The organism is Photobacterium indicum, from assembly GCF_003026215.1.
Lineage (GTDB): Bacteria > Pseudomonadota > Gammaproteobacteria > Enterobacterales > Vibrionaceae > Photobacterium > Photobacterium indicum.
In genome coordinates, this window is record NZ_PYOC01000013.1 from 78,797 (window position 1) to 94,811 (window position 16,015).

Annotated in this window: 15 protein-coding genes; 7 read left to right on the top strand and 8 right to left on the bottom strand. The window is 39.9% G+C overall.

What is annotated here, in order from left to right:
• The first annotated feature begins 96 nt into the window (after positions 1-96).
• The 4 genes from C9J47_RS23030 (at position 97) to gspS2 (ending at position 1,901) form a co-directional block, all read left to right on the top strand.
• Entirely contained in the window at positions 97-636 is a 540-nt protein-coding gene (locus tag C9J47_RS23030; protein WP_107255594.1) for a septation protein A, read from the top strand.
• 22 nt (positions 637-658) lie between these two features.
• On the top strand, positions 659-1,057 hold the full coding sequence (yciA, locus tag C9J47_RS23035; RefSeq protein WP_006233116.1) for an acyl-CoA thioester hydrolase YciA: 399 nt from the start codon (positions 659-661) through the stop codon (positions 1,055-1,057).
• Between the two features lie 158 nt (positions 1,058-1,215).
• Positions 1,216-1,515, top strand: coding sequence for a YciI family protein (locus C9J47_RS23040; protein ID WP_107255595.1), 300 nt, complete (start codon positions 1,216-1,218; stop codon positions 1,513-1,515).
• Entirely contained in the window at positions 1,515-1,901 is a 387-nt protein-coding gene (gene gspS2, locus C9J47_RS23045) for a type II secretion system pilot lipoprotein GspS-beta (protein WP_107255596.1), read from the top strand. Before C9J47_RS23040 ends, gspS2 begins: the two co-directional genes overlap by 1 nt.
• A 113-nt stretch (positions 1,902-2,014) precedes the next feature.
• On the opposite strand, the gene C9J47_RS23050 is transcribed toward gspS2, so the two are convergent.
• The 4 genes from C9J47_RS23050 to C9J47_RS23065 all read right to left on the bottom strand — a co-directional run bounded on the left by C9J47_RS23050 (position 2,015) and on the right by C9J47_RS23065 (position 5,688).
• Entirely contained in the window at positions 2,015-2,953 is a 939-nt protein-coding gene (locus C9J47_RS23050) for a class I SAM-dependent methyltransferase (RefSeq protein WP_107255597.1), read from the bottom strand.
• 54 nt (positions 2,954-3,007) lie between these two features.
• On the bottom strand, positions 3,008-3,214 hold the full coding sequence (locus tag C9J47_RS23055) for a hypothetical protein (protein ID WP_107255598.1): 207 nt from the start codon (positions 3,212-3,214) through the stop codon (positions 3,008-3,010).
• Between the two features lie 269 nt (positions 3,215-3,483).
• On the bottom strand, positions 3,484-4,170 hold the full coding sequence (locus C9J47_RS23060) for a TIGR01621 family pseudouridine synthase (RefSeq protein WP_107255599.1): 687 nt from the start codon (positions 4,168-4,170) through the stop codon (positions 3,484-3,486).
• A 183-nt stretch (positions 4,171-4,353) separates the two neighbouring features.
• Positions 4,354-5,688 carry a sodium-dependent transporter gene (locus C9J47_RS23065; RefSeq protein ID WP_107255600.1) on the bottom strand — a complete coding sequence of 445 codons (1,335 nt, stop codon included), beginning with the start codon at positions 5,686-5,688 and terminating at the stop codon, positions 4,354-4,356.
• Positions 5,689-6,137: 449 nt separating this feature from the next.
• On the opposite strand from C9J47_RS23065, the gene cls reads away from it, so the two are divergent.
• The 3 genes from cls (at position 6,138) to C9J47_RS23080 (ending at position 9,451) form a co-directional block, all read left to right on the top strand.
• Positions 6,138-7,595: a cardiolipin synthase gene (gene cls, locus C9J47_RS23070; RefSeq protein ID WP_107255601.1), complete on the top strand. Its 1,458-nt coding sequence runs from the start codon at positions 6,138-6,140 to the stop codon at positions 7,593-7,595.
• A gap of 190 nt (positions 7,596-7,785) precedes the next feature.
• Positions 7,786-8,283, top strand: coding sequence for a putative pterin-binding protein (locus tag C9J47_RS23075; RefSeq protein WP_107255602.1), 498 nt, complete (start codon positions 7,786-7,788; stop codon positions 8,281-8,283).
• 1 nt (position 8,284) lies between these two features.
• Complete coding sequence (locus C9J47_RS23080; protein WP_107255603.1) at positions 8,285-9,451, top strand: GGDEF domain-containing protein; 1,167 nt, start codon at positions 8,285-8,287, stop codon at positions 9,449-9,451.
• A gap of 149 nt (positions 9,452-9,600) precedes the next feature.
• Here the strand turns inward: C9J47_RS23080 and C9J47_RS23085 are convergent, their stop codons facing one another.
• The 4 genes from C9J47_RS23085 to yiaY form a co-directional block, all read right to left on the bottom strand.
• Positions 9,601-11,178, bottom strand: coding sequence for a BCCT family transporter (locus C9J47_RS23085; RefSeq protein WP_107255604.1), 1,578 nt, complete (start codon positions 11,176-11,178; stop codon positions 9,601-9,603).
• Positions 11,179-11,772: 594 nt separating this feature from the next.
• A complete protein-coding gene (locus C9J47_RS23090; RefSeq protein WP_107255630.1) occupies positions 11,773-12,489 on the bottom strand; it encodes a 3'-5' exonuclease in 717 nt (238 codons plus the stop codon).
• 7 nt (positions 12,490-12,496) lie between these two features.
• Positions 12,497-14,386: a DUF294 nucleotidyltransferase-like domain-containing protein gene (locus tag C9J47_RS23095; RefSeq protein ID WP_107255605.1), complete on the bottom strand. Its 1,890-nt coding sequence runs from the start codon at positions 14,384-14,386 to the stop codon at positions 12,497-12,499.
• A 277-nt stretch (positions 14,387-14,663) separates the two neighbouring features.
• Positions 14,664-15,812 carry an L-threonine dehydrogenase gene (gene yiaY / locus C9J47_RS23100; RefSeq protein WP_107255606.1) on the bottom strand — a complete coding sequence of 383 codons (1,149 nt, stop codon included), beginning with the start codon at positions 15,810-15,812 and terminating at the stop codon, positions 14,664-14,666.
• Between the last annotated feature and the right edge of the window lie 203 nt (positions 15,813-16,015).

The following is a 16,015-nucleotide window of genomic DNA, read 5'->3' on the forward strand; positions in this document are numbered from 1 at the left end:
ATGACTTGGTATTAAGGCTGCAGCCTGACTAGCTGCAGCCTTTTTGTTTGTCTCAGGGTATACTTACAAGATATATAACGTAGAGGTTGCCACTTAATGAAACAACTGCTCGATTTTATTCCTTTAATCATCTTTTTTGTCTTATACAAAACCAATGATATTTTCGTTGCGACAGGGGCATTGATAATCGCAACTGCCGTTCAGGTTGCTGTAACGTGGTTCTTATATAAGAAAGTGGAAAAAATGCAGTTAGTGACCTTCGCAATGGTCACTGTATTTGGTGGATTAACACTGTTCCTTCATGACGAGAATTTCATAAAATGGAAAGTCACCATTATCTATGCCATTTTCTCAATTGGATTAGCGGTAAGCCAAATTATAGGCAAACCACTCATTAAAAGTATGTTGGGTAAAGAAATTACGCTACCCGATACAGTATGGACACGCATTAACATGGCATGGACAGGCTTTTTTGCCGTCTGCGCAGTCGTAAACATCTATGTGGCGTTCACTTTACCTCTCGATGTATGGGTTAATTTTAAAGTATTCGGCTTATTAGCCTTAACTTTGATTTTCACCCTTGTCACAGGTGGATATATTTACCACCATATGCCGAAAGAAACCGATTCAGAATAAGTTATAGAGTCCAGATTAAATAATGAATACAGAAAATAATATTCCACGCGGGCAACTACTGCTTCGTACGCTAGCAATGCCTGCAGACACTAACGCCAATGGTGATATTTTTGGTGGCTGGATTATGTCTCAGCTTGATCTTGCGGGTGCAATCTTAGCAAAAGAGATTTCTGGTGGCCGTGTTGTTACCGTTTCAGTTGATAGCATTGCATTCAAAGCCCCTGTAAAAGTGGGGGATGTTGTATGTTGTTACGGCGAGTGCAAACGCATTGGTAATACATCAATGAGCGTCGGTTTAGAAGTATGGGTTAAACCTGTTGCGCACGAAAGCGTAGGCGATCGCTACAGAGTCTGTGAAGCTACCTTTAACTATGTAGCTATTAACAGTGAAGGGCGCCCTCGTCCGATCAAAAAAGCCTAATAGTATTAAAAGCACGTTCTGTTGATATGAGCGCTCTTAATTATACGAAAAAATAATACCTGTTCTGCAAAAAAGCCTTAACAACTAGTTCAGGCTTTTTTTATTGGGTAGTATAGGCTAAGTAAAACAGCCGATAAGAAGAAGGGAGTAATAAGCGAATGTGGTATGTGATTTTTTCTCAGGATGTAGAAAACAGTTTAGAACGCCGTCTAAGTGTACGTGAACAGCATCTTGCACGTCTACAAGCACTGCAAGCTGCAGGACGTCTTCTTGTTGCAGGCCCAATGCCAGCCATTGATAGCGAGAACCCTGGTGAAGCGGGCTTTACAGGCTCTACCGTTATCGCTGAATTCAATTCATTAGAAGAAGCAAAAACATGGGCAGATGCAGACCCATACATTGCAGCTGGTGTTTACGCTAATGTGATTGTAAAACCATTCAAAAAAGTACTGCCTTAATGCTTAAAAAAATACTCGCACTTAGTACGCTGCTAATTCTAGGGGGCTGCGCATCAACCGAAGATGACGCAGTAATCGCTTTGGCGAAAAGCCGAGCGACGACAATCAACAATAAAGCCCCTTATGACAAGGTAGATCAATACCAAATCATGAAAGCGCAGGCCCGTAATAAAATCGTAGAAATTACCATTTTATATGGTGGCGGAAGTAAAATCGCCCCAAGCCAAGCAGCTGCCCATGCAGCTAAAAGTTACTGCTCTAGTAACGAATTAAGTCCACTATTTAATGAAGGTATGGGTTATAACATTATCATCATGGATATGCGTGGCCGTAAAATAGTAGAACAACCTGTATACGCTGAGTATTGTGCGGAAATATCACAATAAGTCAGTTCGACGTATATAAGCGATAAAAGCCCCTTTAATGCAAATCTAGGTTCTGCATTAAAGGGGCTTTTTAGTAAATGATCAGACACTTGCCTAGATTGGTGTTATTACAGTTATTTGCGCTTGAAAACCAAGGCTTTCAATCCACCTTGGGCTTCAATTTCTTTGAATTCAGGTGGGTTATCAAGACGTTGTTCAAAGACTAAGCTTGGAGCTTCTTCAGCCATACCATCAATCAAGAACTGAGAAGAAATAGAAGGATCATTCACGCATGCAAGTACGCTGCCCTCTTCTGTTAATAGTTCAGGCAAACGGCGTAAGATTTTTTGATAGTCTTTGGTTAATGCAAAACTGCCTTTTTGGAAGGAAGGCGGATCAATAATGATTAAATCATACGGTCCAAACTTTCTGACTTTGCCCCATGACTTAAATAACTCGTGACCAAGAAAGCTCACTTTCTTTAAATCATGATTATTCAAATGATGATTTTCACGACCGCGAGTTAATGCCGACTTTGCCATATCAAGATTAACAACATGTTCTGCCCCACCTTCAATCGCTGCGATTGAAAATCCACAGGTATAGGCAAACAAATTAAGCACTCGCTTACCTTGTGCATGTTCTTGAACCCAACGGCGACCGTAACGCATATCAAGGAATAAACCGTTATTCTGATTACGGCCGAGATCGAGTTTGAACGTTAGTCCATTTTCGATGACGTTTTGATGATCAGAACTTTCACCCCACAGTACTTCTGTTGGAGAACCTTGGCGATCTCGGTGCTGCAATAATAGAGATGTTGCCTCAGTATTTACCCAAACATCTGATTCAACTAAACGGGTAAGTAAGACATTCAATTCTTGAAGAAATGCTTCTGTAGGCTCTTTAAACAAAGAAACCAGAACTTGGCCTTGCAACCAATCAACAGTAATTTGTTCTAAACCTGACCAGCAACGGCCACGACCATGAAATAAACGACGTACTTCATTGGGTGGTGTCGATAACTCATTGATCAGATGTTGTTCTAAGATTGGTAGCGCACTGATTTCCATAACTCTACTGGGTTTATTAAAATAAGGGCGCTATTCTAATCCAAATATCTGTCTTTATGCGACCAATTTGAGGTTTTCTTCAGGAAGGCGACTATTGGCGAGAACAACATATTCAGCCGTAATGCGAACTTGTCTTTGACGTTGAATACGAGTCTTAATCTTTTGGCTATTACAGCGAGTTGACGCTAAGCTCCAGAAACGAGATTGATTCGTTTTCTTTTTAAGACGCATGCGGAGCGAGACAGAACGAGTAAGGCGCATTTTAATCCTCAAACTAGGTAAATCCTAGGCGGGTATTATATGTGATCTTCATCAAAAAGATATTTGTACTTGCTCGAATTATAATCAACCAGTAAAAATAGACATTCTTTTTTATCGTTTTAACTCGATATGTTGATCTAAAGGCTTATTTTCACCAATAAACCTTTAACAATTCGTTTACTTTACACTCTTTCCATTATTCAGCTGGTCTTTTATTAACCAGCTTATTTTAGTCCATCATTTGGTTTGGCCGAAAATATAACGCCGCTTTAGCTTTTTCCTGATAATTTAGGCCAAGCTAGCAGCCAAGGTGTCGCCCATTCAGCTAACGCTTGTTTAACCTCTTCAGCCTGCCAAAGTTCACCATTTTCGGGAACACAAATAAACTGCAGAGTTTCACCTTTGTACGGGAAAGACAAAGCATAAGCATGAAGATACCCACGATCTGCTTCTTCATTTCCGTAGATTTCATCACCCGTAATCCCCGAACCGACACTTTTAAGTGCGACTCGAATTTGATGCGTTTTTCCTGTATGAGGTTTACATAAAAAACAGCGACGTCCATTGCCTGCCGCTGTAGAGAAAAATTGCGTGATCGCGGGATTGTCTTTGGTCGAATCGAGTTTCCAGCTACTACGACGAGAACGACTCATGTCGCCAATCACAACACCTTGTTTTTTCTTTGGCTTTTTCGTACCAATAGCAAGGTAAAATTTTTCAACATCACGCTTTGCAAAGTTACCAGATAACTCTGCTGCCGCTTGACGATTACGACCTAATAACAATAAACCTGATGTCATTTTATCTAAGCGATGGATCAAATAGAGTTTTTCATCACCCGTCTGCTTTGCCACTTCAGCAAGTAAAGGCTGATCGCCATCATCTTTATGGACACTCACCCCTGGATGTTTATTAATAACCAAAAAATCAGGATGTTGATGAACAAGAGTGAACATAATTATTACCCAGAAAAAAAAGAGAAAACATTAAAGGCGCGCAGTATATACCGATGCGCCAGCTTGATGCGATAGATATTCTTTAGGTCGCTTGAGGTTATGACGTTAGCTCTGATGTAAAAAAGCCGCTCGAGTGAGCGGCTAAACATTTTCTTATCTTGTTAGTATTCTATGTATGCGCCATTAAGCAAAGAACACCATTAGCATCATAACTGGACACACAACACGGACATACCAAGGCCAGATCTTCCAGAATAAACTTTGCTCTAATTCTGGGTAACCTTCTTTAATTTCTTGAAGCACTTGGTCGCGCTTCCAAATCCAACCAACCAGCAGCGCAAAACACACGCCTAGTATTGGTTGTGCATATTCAGTGGTTAATGAAATCACTAATCCAAACATATCACCAAAGTTAAACACGATGATTGATGAGAAAATTGTAATTAGACCGCCAATCCACCATACGGCTACTTTACGATCTTGCTGTAGTTCTTCTGTCGCACAAGCAACAGGTACTTCAAGCATTGAAATTGACGATGTTAGTGCTGCGATAACCATCAATACAAAGAACAGAATACCAATGAATACACCCCCCGTACCCATGGTCTCGAACATTGCCGGCAATACGCTGAACACTAACGTATCAGAATCTAATAAAGCACCAGCATCGTTATAAATTTCGACACCGTTATGTTGTGCAACAAACATTGCAGGCAGAATCAACATACCAGCAATAAAGGCAACAGACGTATCAAGCAGTGCAACTTGGGCTGCTGTCTTGGGAATATTCGTATCTTTTCTCAGGTATGAACCGTATACCATCATTGAACATACACCCAATGATAAAGAGAAAAATGCCTGCCCCATCGCACTCACCACTAGACCTGAGCTGAAATGAGAGAAATCTGGCACAAGGAACATCTTCAAGCCTTCCATTGCCCCTTCTTGCGTTAAGATGTAGCCCACCATTACGACAAAAAGAACCAACAATACCGGCATTAAGCGGGTAGACCAACGCTCAATACCGTTTGCGACACCATTACGTACTACCATAATGGTCATGATCATGAACACGACCATCAAAATGAGGTTTCGACTGGTGCTGAATGATTCAAGCCAATTAGCAGCCGTTGTGAAGCCAATTGCTTCTAAGATGGGCCCTATTAAGAAACCAAATAACCAACCCGCAACAATGGCATAGAAGCTTAGAATCATTGATACCGCAATCATACCTGCGATACCAAGCAGTGCGGCTATACCACGCTGCTGAGGCCATATAGAGCGTAATGATTTGATCGGATTAGCATTGCCATAGCGACCAATTGTTAGCTCTGCCACTAACAATGGATAAGCTAAAGCAAACACCATAAGCAAATATACAAAAAGAAAAACAGCACCGCCATTACTGGCTGCTTGAGTGGGAAAACCCCAAATATTGCCAAGACCAACCGCTGAACCAGCCGCTGCCAAGATGAACCCTATCCGTGAACTAAATTGCGCTCTTGAACTACTCGCCATATTACATCTCTAATTATGTGTGCTTACTATTTTCACTACAGCGTTAAATCAACACTGTAAACTATTGTGTACAGCATGATGTTATCCATCTACATACTGTTAGTAGCAAGTAGAACAGTTTAAGAATAGAATGTGAAGCCTGCTTCTCCATTTCTTGAACAACCACTGTTATTTCACTTCAAATTAGTACACATTGCATACATTTTAGTCATTAATTGCTTTTTTATTTGGTTATATCACCCCTTTCTCAATATAAACCGCTCCGTATTATTTTCGTGCTACACATATAACCTTGTGCATTATTCTTAAGACACACTTCTTTTATGCACCTAAAATCCATATAAAGTCTGGTCGCTCACAAAGGCTGGTCGGAAAGGCTATGTTTTACTCAAGAAAGAATGCAGAATAGGTTTTATAATTTATTCATTACTGTCTGATAAATCATTTATATGGAACAGTTTTATCAAGTTTTAGCTTGGGTCGGTGTTTTCCTTTACTGGCTAGTTATTGCTGGTGTAACCATGCGCGTGGTATTCCAACGTCGCATTGTCGGCGTGTCTCTTGCCTGGTTAATGATAATTTTCATCATTCCTATTGGTGGGGTATTCGCCTACCTACTATTTGGCGAATTGAATTTAGGTAAGAAACGCGCAGAGCGTGCTCGCGACATGTTCCATCCATTTGCGGAATGGTTTCAGCGGCTCAATGATTGTCCTAGCCATCAACCTCAACTAATGAGCCAGAATGCGCGCCCTATTAGTGACTTGTGCGAGAAACGTCTTGGGGTGCCTGGTTTAGCGGGTAATACCCTCTCGTTACAAGATTCTCCCAAGCAAATTCTGCATTCAATTATTGACGATATTCAAGAAGCGAAAGAGTCTATCCATCTAGAGTTTTATATTTGGCACTCAGGCGGATTGGCAGACGCTGTTGGCGTTGCATTAATTCAAGCGGCGAAAAGAGGTCTATCAGTCAGGTTACTGCTTGATTCTGCGGGTAGTTCACGATTCTTCCGTTCACATTGGCCAAAGCTCATGCGCCAAGCAGGTATTGAAATAACTCAAGCTCTGGCCGTGTCTCCGTTACGAATGTTTTTTCGTCGGTTAGATTTACGTCAACATCGAAAAATTATCGTCATTGATAATACCATCGCATACACAGGTTCAATGAATTTAGTTGACCCCGCGTTTTTCAAAACAAATGCAGATGTAGGTCAGTGGGTTGACGTGATGGTGCGCTTAACGGGACCAACAGTTCCACTTCTCAATTGCATTCAAGCATGGGATTGGGAGGTCGAAACGGGGCAACGTTTCTTACCTGAATTACCAGCTTGTGGTATCGATACATCACCCGATACCATTGATACCGTTCAAGTGATCCCATCAGGCCCTGGCATGCCTGACGAAATTATTCACCAAGTGCTGTTATTAAGTATTTACCAAGCACAAAAAAGTGTTGTTATTACGACGCCATACTTCGTACCAAGCGAGCATCTACAGCATGCACTAAAAGGCGCTGCCGAACGGGGGCTTGGCGTCCATATTGTTGTACCAGATAAAAATGATTCAACAATGGTTGAATGGGCAAGCCGATCTTTTTTTGGAGAGTTATTACAAGCAGGCGTGAAAATTCATCGTTTTCATGGCGGGTTACTACACACTAAATCAGTGGTTATCGATGATACTCATTGCTTAATTGGTACTGTTAACCTTGATATGCGCAGTTTATGGCTCAACTTTGAAGTCACCTTGGCCGTTGATAATCTTGAATTTACCCAGCAACTGAGTTGGCTGCAGCAAGAATATATTAAAAATTCAACGAGTATTGATAATAATGAATGGATAAAGCGCCCAATGTTAAACAAATTGGGTGAACGATTCTTTTATATGTTTAGCCCATTACTTTAAACGAAAAATGTACGATTGAAGTAAAACCACCCAGATCATTGATAAACTCACTCAACAGTGAGCAGTAAAATAGTCAAAAAAATACCACTTTCAATGTAGAGAACTGTCTACACTGTATAGGAATACTCGTCGCTATTCTGTAATAATCCACATGACATTGGATATTGTAATTCGAATGAGAGGTATATGGATGACCATGAAGCTATCGTTCCCCCCCCTATTAATAAGCTGTTTTTTTGCATTTTTACTGTCTTCACCTTACGCCATAGCGCTCAGTACTGATATTACACTTTCAGCACACCAAGCCAACGGAAAAAAAGTCGAACTTACAGTATCTTTAGAGCAGATCGAACAACTGCCACAAACAATAATTACCACCCAACTTCCTTGGATTAACGGTCAAGCGGCATTCAAAGGCGTGAAGCTCAGCACCTTGCTAGAAATGCATAGCATCAAGCCTTCGTTAATAAGGCTAAAAGCCTTAAACGACTATACAACAGAAGTTACTTGGCAAGAAATGCTGCAATACGAACCCATTATTGCGATAAAAAAAGATGAGCAGTATTTAAAAATCCGTGATTACGGGCCTTTCTGGCTAATTTTCCCTCTCGACCAATACACCGAATTACAGCAAACGACTTACCTGGCTAAGATGATTTGGCAACTAGAAAGTATAAAGGTTGAATAAAGTGGAGCTAAAAGGTCATTCTCCATTCATTAAATGGACCGTTCGTTTATTAAAAAAAGCTCTTTATATCATTACGCCAATTTTAGTGATTAGCATATTGATGACTGTTAGCTATTTAAAACAGACCTCAGAAGTGATATCAAAAAGTCAAAATGAAGCTATATGGTTCGTATTGCAACTAACAAAAGAATACTCTGAATTCGTTTACCAACTTCAGAGTTACCAGCTTGGTACCAGTGATTACAACGACATGCTGATCCAATATGAAATATTATGGAGTCGTTTCAATACAATAATAAATAATTCACTCGTTGAACATCTGGATCAATTTGAGGGTAGCATTGCCGAAATCAACCATCATTTCACGTATATAAAATCGATGGAAGATCAGCTTTTTCAGCTACAAAAAACCAAAAATGAAGCGAGTTTGTTGCACCTCTTTAAGAATGATTATGACGATTTACAAATCTACTTAAACCATAAATTTAGACTATCGAGTGATGACTTAGACCATAAAATTAATGCAGTTTCTACACTCGAAATAATTTTTCGATATCTATTAATTTCTACAATTTTGACTGGCATGATTATCGCCTATCTTTTATTACGTGAATCTCGTTACCATCACCGCCTTGCAATGTACGATTCGCTCACAGGGATGAGAAACCGTCTGTGGCTAAATAAAAAACTAGATAAGCTCGCCAAAAACAATCAGGCATTCAATTTCTATCTAATTGATTTAGACGGTTTTAAAAAAATAAACGATACACAAGGACATCATACTGGAGATATATTCTTACGCAATGTCGCTCGCCGCCTTCGTCAGTTAGAGCAACCACACTGTTTTAGCGCAAGAATGGGAGGCGATGAATTTGCTGTAATTGAATTAATTCAGCTAAATGGTTCAGACGCTACACCATCCCCATTACCAGATAAGCTTGTCAGTTTGCTTAATAGCTCAACCATGATTTCAGGCAAGTCACTGACCGTCTCGGCCAGTATCGGGATTAGCCAATTTCCAACCTTCGCTAAAAGTATTCCAGAAGTGCTGAAACAAGCTGATTTTGCAATGTATGAGGTAAAGCAACAAGGGAAGAATGGGGCCGCATATTTCAAACCATACTCAGTATCGACAATAAAAAATAATCCGTTATCTAGCGTCAATTAATGACGTACCCCTTTATCTAGTCTTTCTATATCTAGTCCTGTCTCGTCCTAAAATAAAAAGGCTAGCCCATGTGGCTAGCCTTTTTTATCAGCCCATTTTAGGACTAGACAATTTTAGCATTAAACAATGCTGATTATTTCACTTTTAAACTAACGCTTAAAAGGCTCGGTTCGCATACCTAATACCAGACTCACACACATCAATAGCAATATAAAGGTGAATGGTAAAGCCGTTGATATGACAGCGGCTTGCAATGCCTGAACAGCCTCTGTTCCACCAATCCACAGAAGTGCTACCGCAACCGCCCCTTGTAAAGATGCCCAGAAGATACGCTGTGGGATAGGCACATCAACTTTGCCACCTGACGTAATACTGTCGATTACTAAAGAACCAGAATCAGAAGAGGTTATAAAGAACACCAACACCAACACGACAGCGATCATAGATAAAATAGAACCGTATGGCATAACATCAAACATTTCGAACATAGCCAGTGAAACGTCTGTTAGCCCTTTAGCACCAAGTTCACCTACATTGTTGATAACTTGATCAATGGCTAAACCACCAAACACTGACATCCAAATCAATGTAACACTGGTTGGAACAATAAGAACCGCGGTAATAAACTGGCGAATAGTACGCCCTTTAGATACTCGCGCAATAAACATACCAACAAATGGAGACCATGAAATCCACCATGCCCAATAGAATACCGTCCAGCCTTGGAACCAAGCTTCATCATTGCGGCCGTGTGGATTACTTAAAGGAAGGATATTCTCAGCATATGACATAAAAGTCGTAGCAATAGAGCTGAATGATACTGCGTATCCAATTACAGCGACTAGAACTAGCAATAAAAATGCAATAATCATATTGATATTACTGAGGATTTTAACGCCGCCATCAATACCACGAACAACAGACACAACGGCTAGTAACGTAACAACAGTAATGACGGCAATTTGCAGTCCGATACCAGCATCAATACCGAATACGTGATGAATACCACTAGCAGCTTGCTGTGCACCTAAACCTAATGAGGTCGCTAGACCAAATAAAGTCGCTAAAACAGCGAGAATATCGATACAGTGCCCTGCCCAACCCCAAGCTCGATCACCTAAAATGGGATAAAAAATAGAGCGAAGGGAAAGTGGTAAACCTTTGTTGTAAGAAAAGAATGCTAATGATAGAGCGACAATACCGTAAATAGCCCATGGGTGAAGTCCCCAGTGGTACATGGTTGCGCCTAAGGCAAGCTTAGCTGCTTCAGGACTATTAGCCTCAACACCAAGTGGAGTTTCATACCATCCGGTGAAGTAAGCAACAGGTTCTGCAACACTCCAGAACATCAAGCCAATACCCATACCCGCAGCAAACAACATCGATAGCCACGACATAACAGAATAATCAGCAACGGCATCTTCGCCACCGAGTCGAATTTTCCCGTAAGGAGAAGCAATCAAAGCTAAACAAAATAAGACAAAGATATTACCAGCCCAGATAAAGAGCCAATCGAACGAGCTAATAATCTGTAGCTTTATGCCATCTAAAGTGCTTTTAGCTGTCACAGGATCTAAAACTAATGCTGCAATTAGAAATAAAGCAATCAGTCCTGCACTAATACCAAATACCGGATTATGAACATCAAATCCCCATTTTTGTACATTGTCTTGCCCAACAGTATAATCTGTACTATCTATACTGTATTTATCAATACCTTTTGTCATTTTCCCTCTCTAAAGGTAGCTTTAGTTGAGTTAAATAACTATGAGAACGAAACAAACAAACGAAAAAAAACGAGAAACAGTTTCGTACTCATAGCAATATTAATTCAAAATATTGCGGCAATTCTATCAGCTACTTAATTAAAATACCAAAAACAATTGAAAACGAAGAAAAAACGACTGGATAGCTCGCTTTTCACCCGACTTTAATGTGCGCATTTGAAATATTCTTTAGTGCTCTAATATTTTCTACTCTTAATTAATTTTTAACGAGCTTAATTAAACATAGAAATAGTAGTACTAAAACATTTCAAATTAACTTATTGAAATACATAAACTACTTTCAGTAGACATAAGATAATTTTACGCTCAAACCACCAAAATGTTCTATCAATATTCGCTCAAAAACAGCGGAAAAATATAAGCATAATTTGCACAATGAACCCTATCATCACTGCGATAAACAATCCCTTTCAACTCAAAGAGATATAACAAAAAAGCTTAAAGTAAGGTTTGAAGTAAAACGGCTCATTTTGCTGATAAGAAAAGTGCTATTTAGAGGGGAAACAGCACTCTTCTTTTTAGCATTAATCGATATTACAACCAAAAGTCTTCAATGGGTTTCTTAGCATCATAATGATAGGCAATTTGCGCTTGCAGTAATTCAGCTGTGGCAATGGCATCAGTTAAAGCATGATGAGGGGTATATGCTGGCAAACCATACCTCTTACGTGCTTGTGCCAAACGTACCGACTGGGGCTTTTTACCTCTAAGCTTATTCCAAAATCCACCATTAAGTCGCTGCTGAATGTGAGCTTCTAGATCCAAGGTATCAATAACGGGAAATTCTATGCCCTCTTTAATTCGATCTTTCAATGCTCGGTCAAGAAACTCCCTTTCTATCCGACGGTAATGCACGACGACGACACGTCCTGACAACGCTGCAAGTACAGGCTCAATCACTTCAGATAAATCAGGTGCATCTAGAATATCATTGTGAGTAATATTATGAATAACGACAGACTGTTCATTTAGCTTTTGACGTGGCCTAACAGTCCAGTGTTGTGCTCGGTTAATGTATACACGGTTAAGCGTAAAAGGCACCAAGCCAATAGTAATGATGCCATCTTTTTTAACATTAAGACCTGTGGTTTCAAAATCCATCGCCACAAATTCTATTTCATCTAAAGGCGTGTCTCCTGTCACTAGCGGAGCAGAATAAAACGCCTTAAGAAAAGGGTGTATTGCTGAAGCCTGCTTATTAGCATGCCGGGTAGTCCAATCTGTACTCGGTGTTTGAAAAAGTCGTTTCATCATCATACTACTTAAAGTTATTGCTTGCGGTATAACGGTACTTTAGAAAGTTCTGAGCATTACTTAAGATCTGAAACGCATCTTTTAAATTACGTCGCTCAAAATCAGATAGATTTTCTGGCTCAATATTATTATCAGGCTCATTTTCTTGCTCTACATCGACGGCTTGGTGACGAATACGTACCATCGAAATAAACTCCATCGCATCACGTAAATCTTGTCCCCGCCCTTTTGGTAGAATACCGGCCTCGATAATATCATCTAACCGCTCAAAAGAGTTTTTAGATCGCGAGCCTACAGCAAGGGCATGGACACGAATCAAATCAGCAAGAGGTGCTGTTCCTCGACGTTTGAGATTAATGGAATTATTGTGACGACCATCTTTTTCCATTACAAAGTCTTTAAAAAATCCCAGTGGAGGTGTGCGATTTAATGAATTGCGCGCTAAACAAGCAAGAAAACGGTTATTTTTACGTGCTCGACGAACAATAAACCCATTGAGTTGATAGGCCCATTTAAGGTTGCCATACACGCCATCAAGGTCAAAAAATATAGAGGTATTCAATAAGGCTTTCGGACTAGGGTTTTCAATCCAATCAGCAAAGCAGGCTTCCCATTCACTACGCGTCATACGCCACATCGGGTTGGTTGCCATAATGTCGCCAGTACAATAGTCATAACCACATTTATCTAGGCCATCACATACCAATTTAGCCAACGATTCAAAATAGCGACCATGTTTCCCTTCATCATAACTATCATCTAAAATAATCGCATTATCTTGATCGGTGACGATTAATTGCTCATCCCGTCCCATTGAACCGAGCGCGATAAAACAAAAAGGAATAGGTGCTGGGCCAAGTTTTTCTTCTGCTAATTCAATAATACGTTGTGTGAAACTACGACCAATTACGGACATCGCAGTCCCCACCATATGTGAGTTTGCATCCTCATTTACCAAACGTACAAAACTATCTTTTACTTCGTTAGACATAACAGCAAGATCTTCAATATTCTGCTGTTGAAAGAGATTACTAACCAATAATAAAGAGCTTTGTGATTCGTAACGAACAATGTCTGTCGTTTCGATGATACCTATCGGTTTTTTATCTTTAAATATAGGAAGGTGATGCACGTTAGAGCGAAGCATGGTCAGCATCGCTTCATACACGTAAGCATTATGGTCTAAAGAAACGACTTCGTTAGTCATAACACTTGCTACTGTATCATTAGGGTCGATACCAGAAGCCAGTACTCGCGTGCATAAATCCCGGTCAGTAATAATGCCAATTACAGAGCTAGCATCATTATCATGGTCTTCTAAAATATCAGGGTCGATGATCAATAAAGACGAAACATTTTCATCGGCCATCTTAATTGCTGCTAGCTGAATTGACTCATTTTTATAAACAAAAGGCGCATCACGAGTCAGTAAACTTCTCACTTTTGATGTAGTGAAATCATTTTGATCATCCTGATTTGAAATAGCTTGTCTTAGACGAGCGTTATCTTCAACTTCAACAAAATCTGCAAACACATCATGATTGTTATACAGTTCTTGAAAAACGGCTTCTGGAAGGCAATAAACCAAGGTGTCTTCAATTGCTGTAACAGGAAAACGAACACGGTTATGGGTTAATAGTCCCATTTGACCAAATAGGCCCCCCTGTGTAAGGCGGTTATATAGTTTACCGTTTCGACGATAAATCTCTACAACCCCACTTCGTACCATGTAAAGATCTTGAATATGGTCGCCAAAATGAATAATTGGCATATTTTGTCGAAAGTAAGAAATTTCAACATGCTGAGTAGCATAAATTAAAGCATCATCAGGAAGCTCATTAAAGGGCGGATATTGGGAAAGGAAGTTCTTTATTTCGAGTAGTTCGGCTTCCATTACATCTTCCTTCTATACAAATTTATATAATCTTAGTAAGTGAGTTACCCTTTGTATATTACACGATTTTATGTGGCTTAATAGAAACTAAATGGCACACAAAAACAGCTGATGTCTGACCCAAAAAGTAAATACACCGACTAAGCACCACGTTAAAAATATGGTTATCTACTCTATAAAAAAAGCGATCATTAATGATCGCTTTTTTTATAGCACGGAAGGCTTACACTTAACTATCAAAACCTAATGGTTAACGCATAAACCCTCATCGTAACAATTACATTGCAGCAGCAAAAATTTCAGAAATTTCTTCATGAGTTGCTTGCTTTGGATTAGTAAAACCACATGCATCTTTCAACGCATTATCAGCAAGAATTGAGATATCTTCATTCTTTGCGCCAAGATCTTTAAGACCCGCAGGAATACCTACATCTTTCGATAGCACTTGAATGGCTTCTAATGCAGCATCTGCACCTTGTTCAGCAGTCATAGTTTCAACATTCACACCCATAGCTTTTGCCACATCACGTAAACGCTCAGGACATACTTTAGCGTTATAGCGCTGAACATGAGGTAAAAGAACCGCATTACACACACCGTGTGGCAAGTCGTAAAAACCACCTAACTGGTGCGCCATTGCGTGTACGTAACCTAAAGAAGCATTATTAAATGCCATACCAGCCATGAATTGTGCGTACGCCATTTGTTCACGCGCTTCAAGGTTTTGGCCATCGTTCACAGCGGTACGTAAGTGTGCTTGAATTAGTTCAATTGCTTTTATTGCTACAGCATCTGTAATTGGTGTTGCTGCAGTTGAAACGTATGCTTCAATAGCGTGTGTTAACGCATCCATACCAGTTGCTGCGGTTAATGATGCTGGCTTTGCTAACATCAATTCAGGATCATTAACTGACATTAATGGCGTTGTATTTTTATCAACAATTGCCATCTTAATGTGGCGCGCTTCATCAGTAATGATACAAAAACGTGTCATCTCTGATGCTGTACCAGCAGTGGTATTAATAGCAACAAGTGGCAACTGAGGTTTAGCACTTACATCAACCCCTTCATAATCAGAGATTGAACCGCCATTTGAAGCAACAAGTGCAATACCTTTCGCACAATCGTGCGGCGAGCCACCACCTAATGAAATAACAAAATCACACTCATTGGCTTTTAATAGTGCTAAACCCGCTTCAACATTGCCCATTGTTGGGTTAGGTTGTGTGCCATCAAAAACAACTGCTTCTACGTTGCGTTCAGCCAGCAGATCGACCACTTGCTTAACCACGCCAATTTGGTTCAATACTTTATCAGTTACGATTAATGCTTTTTTGAAGCCATGTGCTTTAACCGCATCTGCCGCCTCAGTTAAACAACCAGCACCCATTAAGTTTACCGAAGGGATAAAAAATGCACTGCTCATAATAATTCTCCATAATATTTAAAAACTCATTACGGTAATGATCTCTAACGTTATCTCGTTAAAGCACCACTAAATGTAATCAGTCTCGGTACGTTCATTTTTTTTCGATGTATATCTCGCTGTCTGTACTCTTTGTAACACCTCATTGCTGTGTCGCTAATTGATCTTAAACAAATTATTATTCGGTATAACACAGACAATTC

Excerpts from the sequence above, each read along its gene's own strand:
- C9J47_RS23085 (WP_107255604.1), bottom strand. The coding sequence starts at position 11,178 with ATGACAAAAGGTATTGATAAATACAGTATAGATAGTACAGATTATACT.
- C9J47_RS23095 (WP_107255605.1), bottom strand. The coding sequence starts at position 14,386 with ATGGAAGCCGAACTACTCGAAATAAAGAACTTCCTTTCCCAATATCCG.
- C9J47_RS23060 (WP_107255599.1), bottom strand. The coding sequence starts at position 4,170 with ATGTTCACTCTTGTTCATCAACATCCTGATTTTTTGGTTATTAATAAA.
- yciA (WP_006233116.1), top strand. The coding sequence starts at position 659 with ATGAATACAGAAAATAATATTCCACGCGGGCAACTACTGCTTCGTACG.
- C9J47_RS23055 (WP_107255598.1), bottom strand. The coding sequence starts at position 3,214 with ATGCGCCTTACTCGTTCTGTCTCGCTCCGCATGCGTCTTAAAAAGAAA.
- C9J47_RS23030 (WP_107255594.1), top strand. The coding sequence starts at position 97 with ATGAAACAACTGCTCGATTTTATTCCTTTAATCATCTTTTTTGTCTTA.
- C9J47_RS23050 (WP_107255597.1), bottom strand. The coding sequence starts at position 2,953 with ATGGAAATCAGTGCGCTACCAATCTTAGAACAACATCTGATCAATGAG.
- gspS2 (WP_107255596.1), top strand. The coding sequence starts at position 1,515 with ATGCTTAAAAAAATACTCGCACTTAGTACGCTGCTAATTCTAGGGGGC.
- C9J47_RS23075 (WP_107255602.1), top strand. The coding sequence starts at position 7,786 with ATGACCATGAAGCTATCGTTCCCCCCCCTATTAATAAGCTGTTTTTTT.
- yiaY (WP_107255606.1), bottom strand. The coding sequence starts at position 15,812 with ATGAGCAGTGCATTTTTTATCCCTTCGGTAAACTTAATGGGTGCTGGT.
- cls (WP_107255601.1), top strand. The coding sequence starts at position 6,138 with ATGGAACAGTTTTATCAAGTTTTAGCTTGGGTCGGTGTTTTCCTTTAC.
- C9J47_RS23040 (WP_107255595.1), top strand. The coding sequence starts at position 1,216 with ATGTGGTATGTGATTTTTTCTCAGGATGTAGAAAACAGTTTAGAACGC.
- C9J47_RS23065 (WP_107255600.1), bottom strand. The coding sequence starts at position 5,688 with ATGGCGAGTAGTTCAAGAGCGCAATTTAGTTCACGGATAGGGTTCATC.
- C9J47_RS23090 (WP_107255630.1), bottom strand. The coding sequence starts at position 12,489 with ATGAAACGACTTTTTCAAACACCGAGTACAGATTGGACTACCCGGCAT.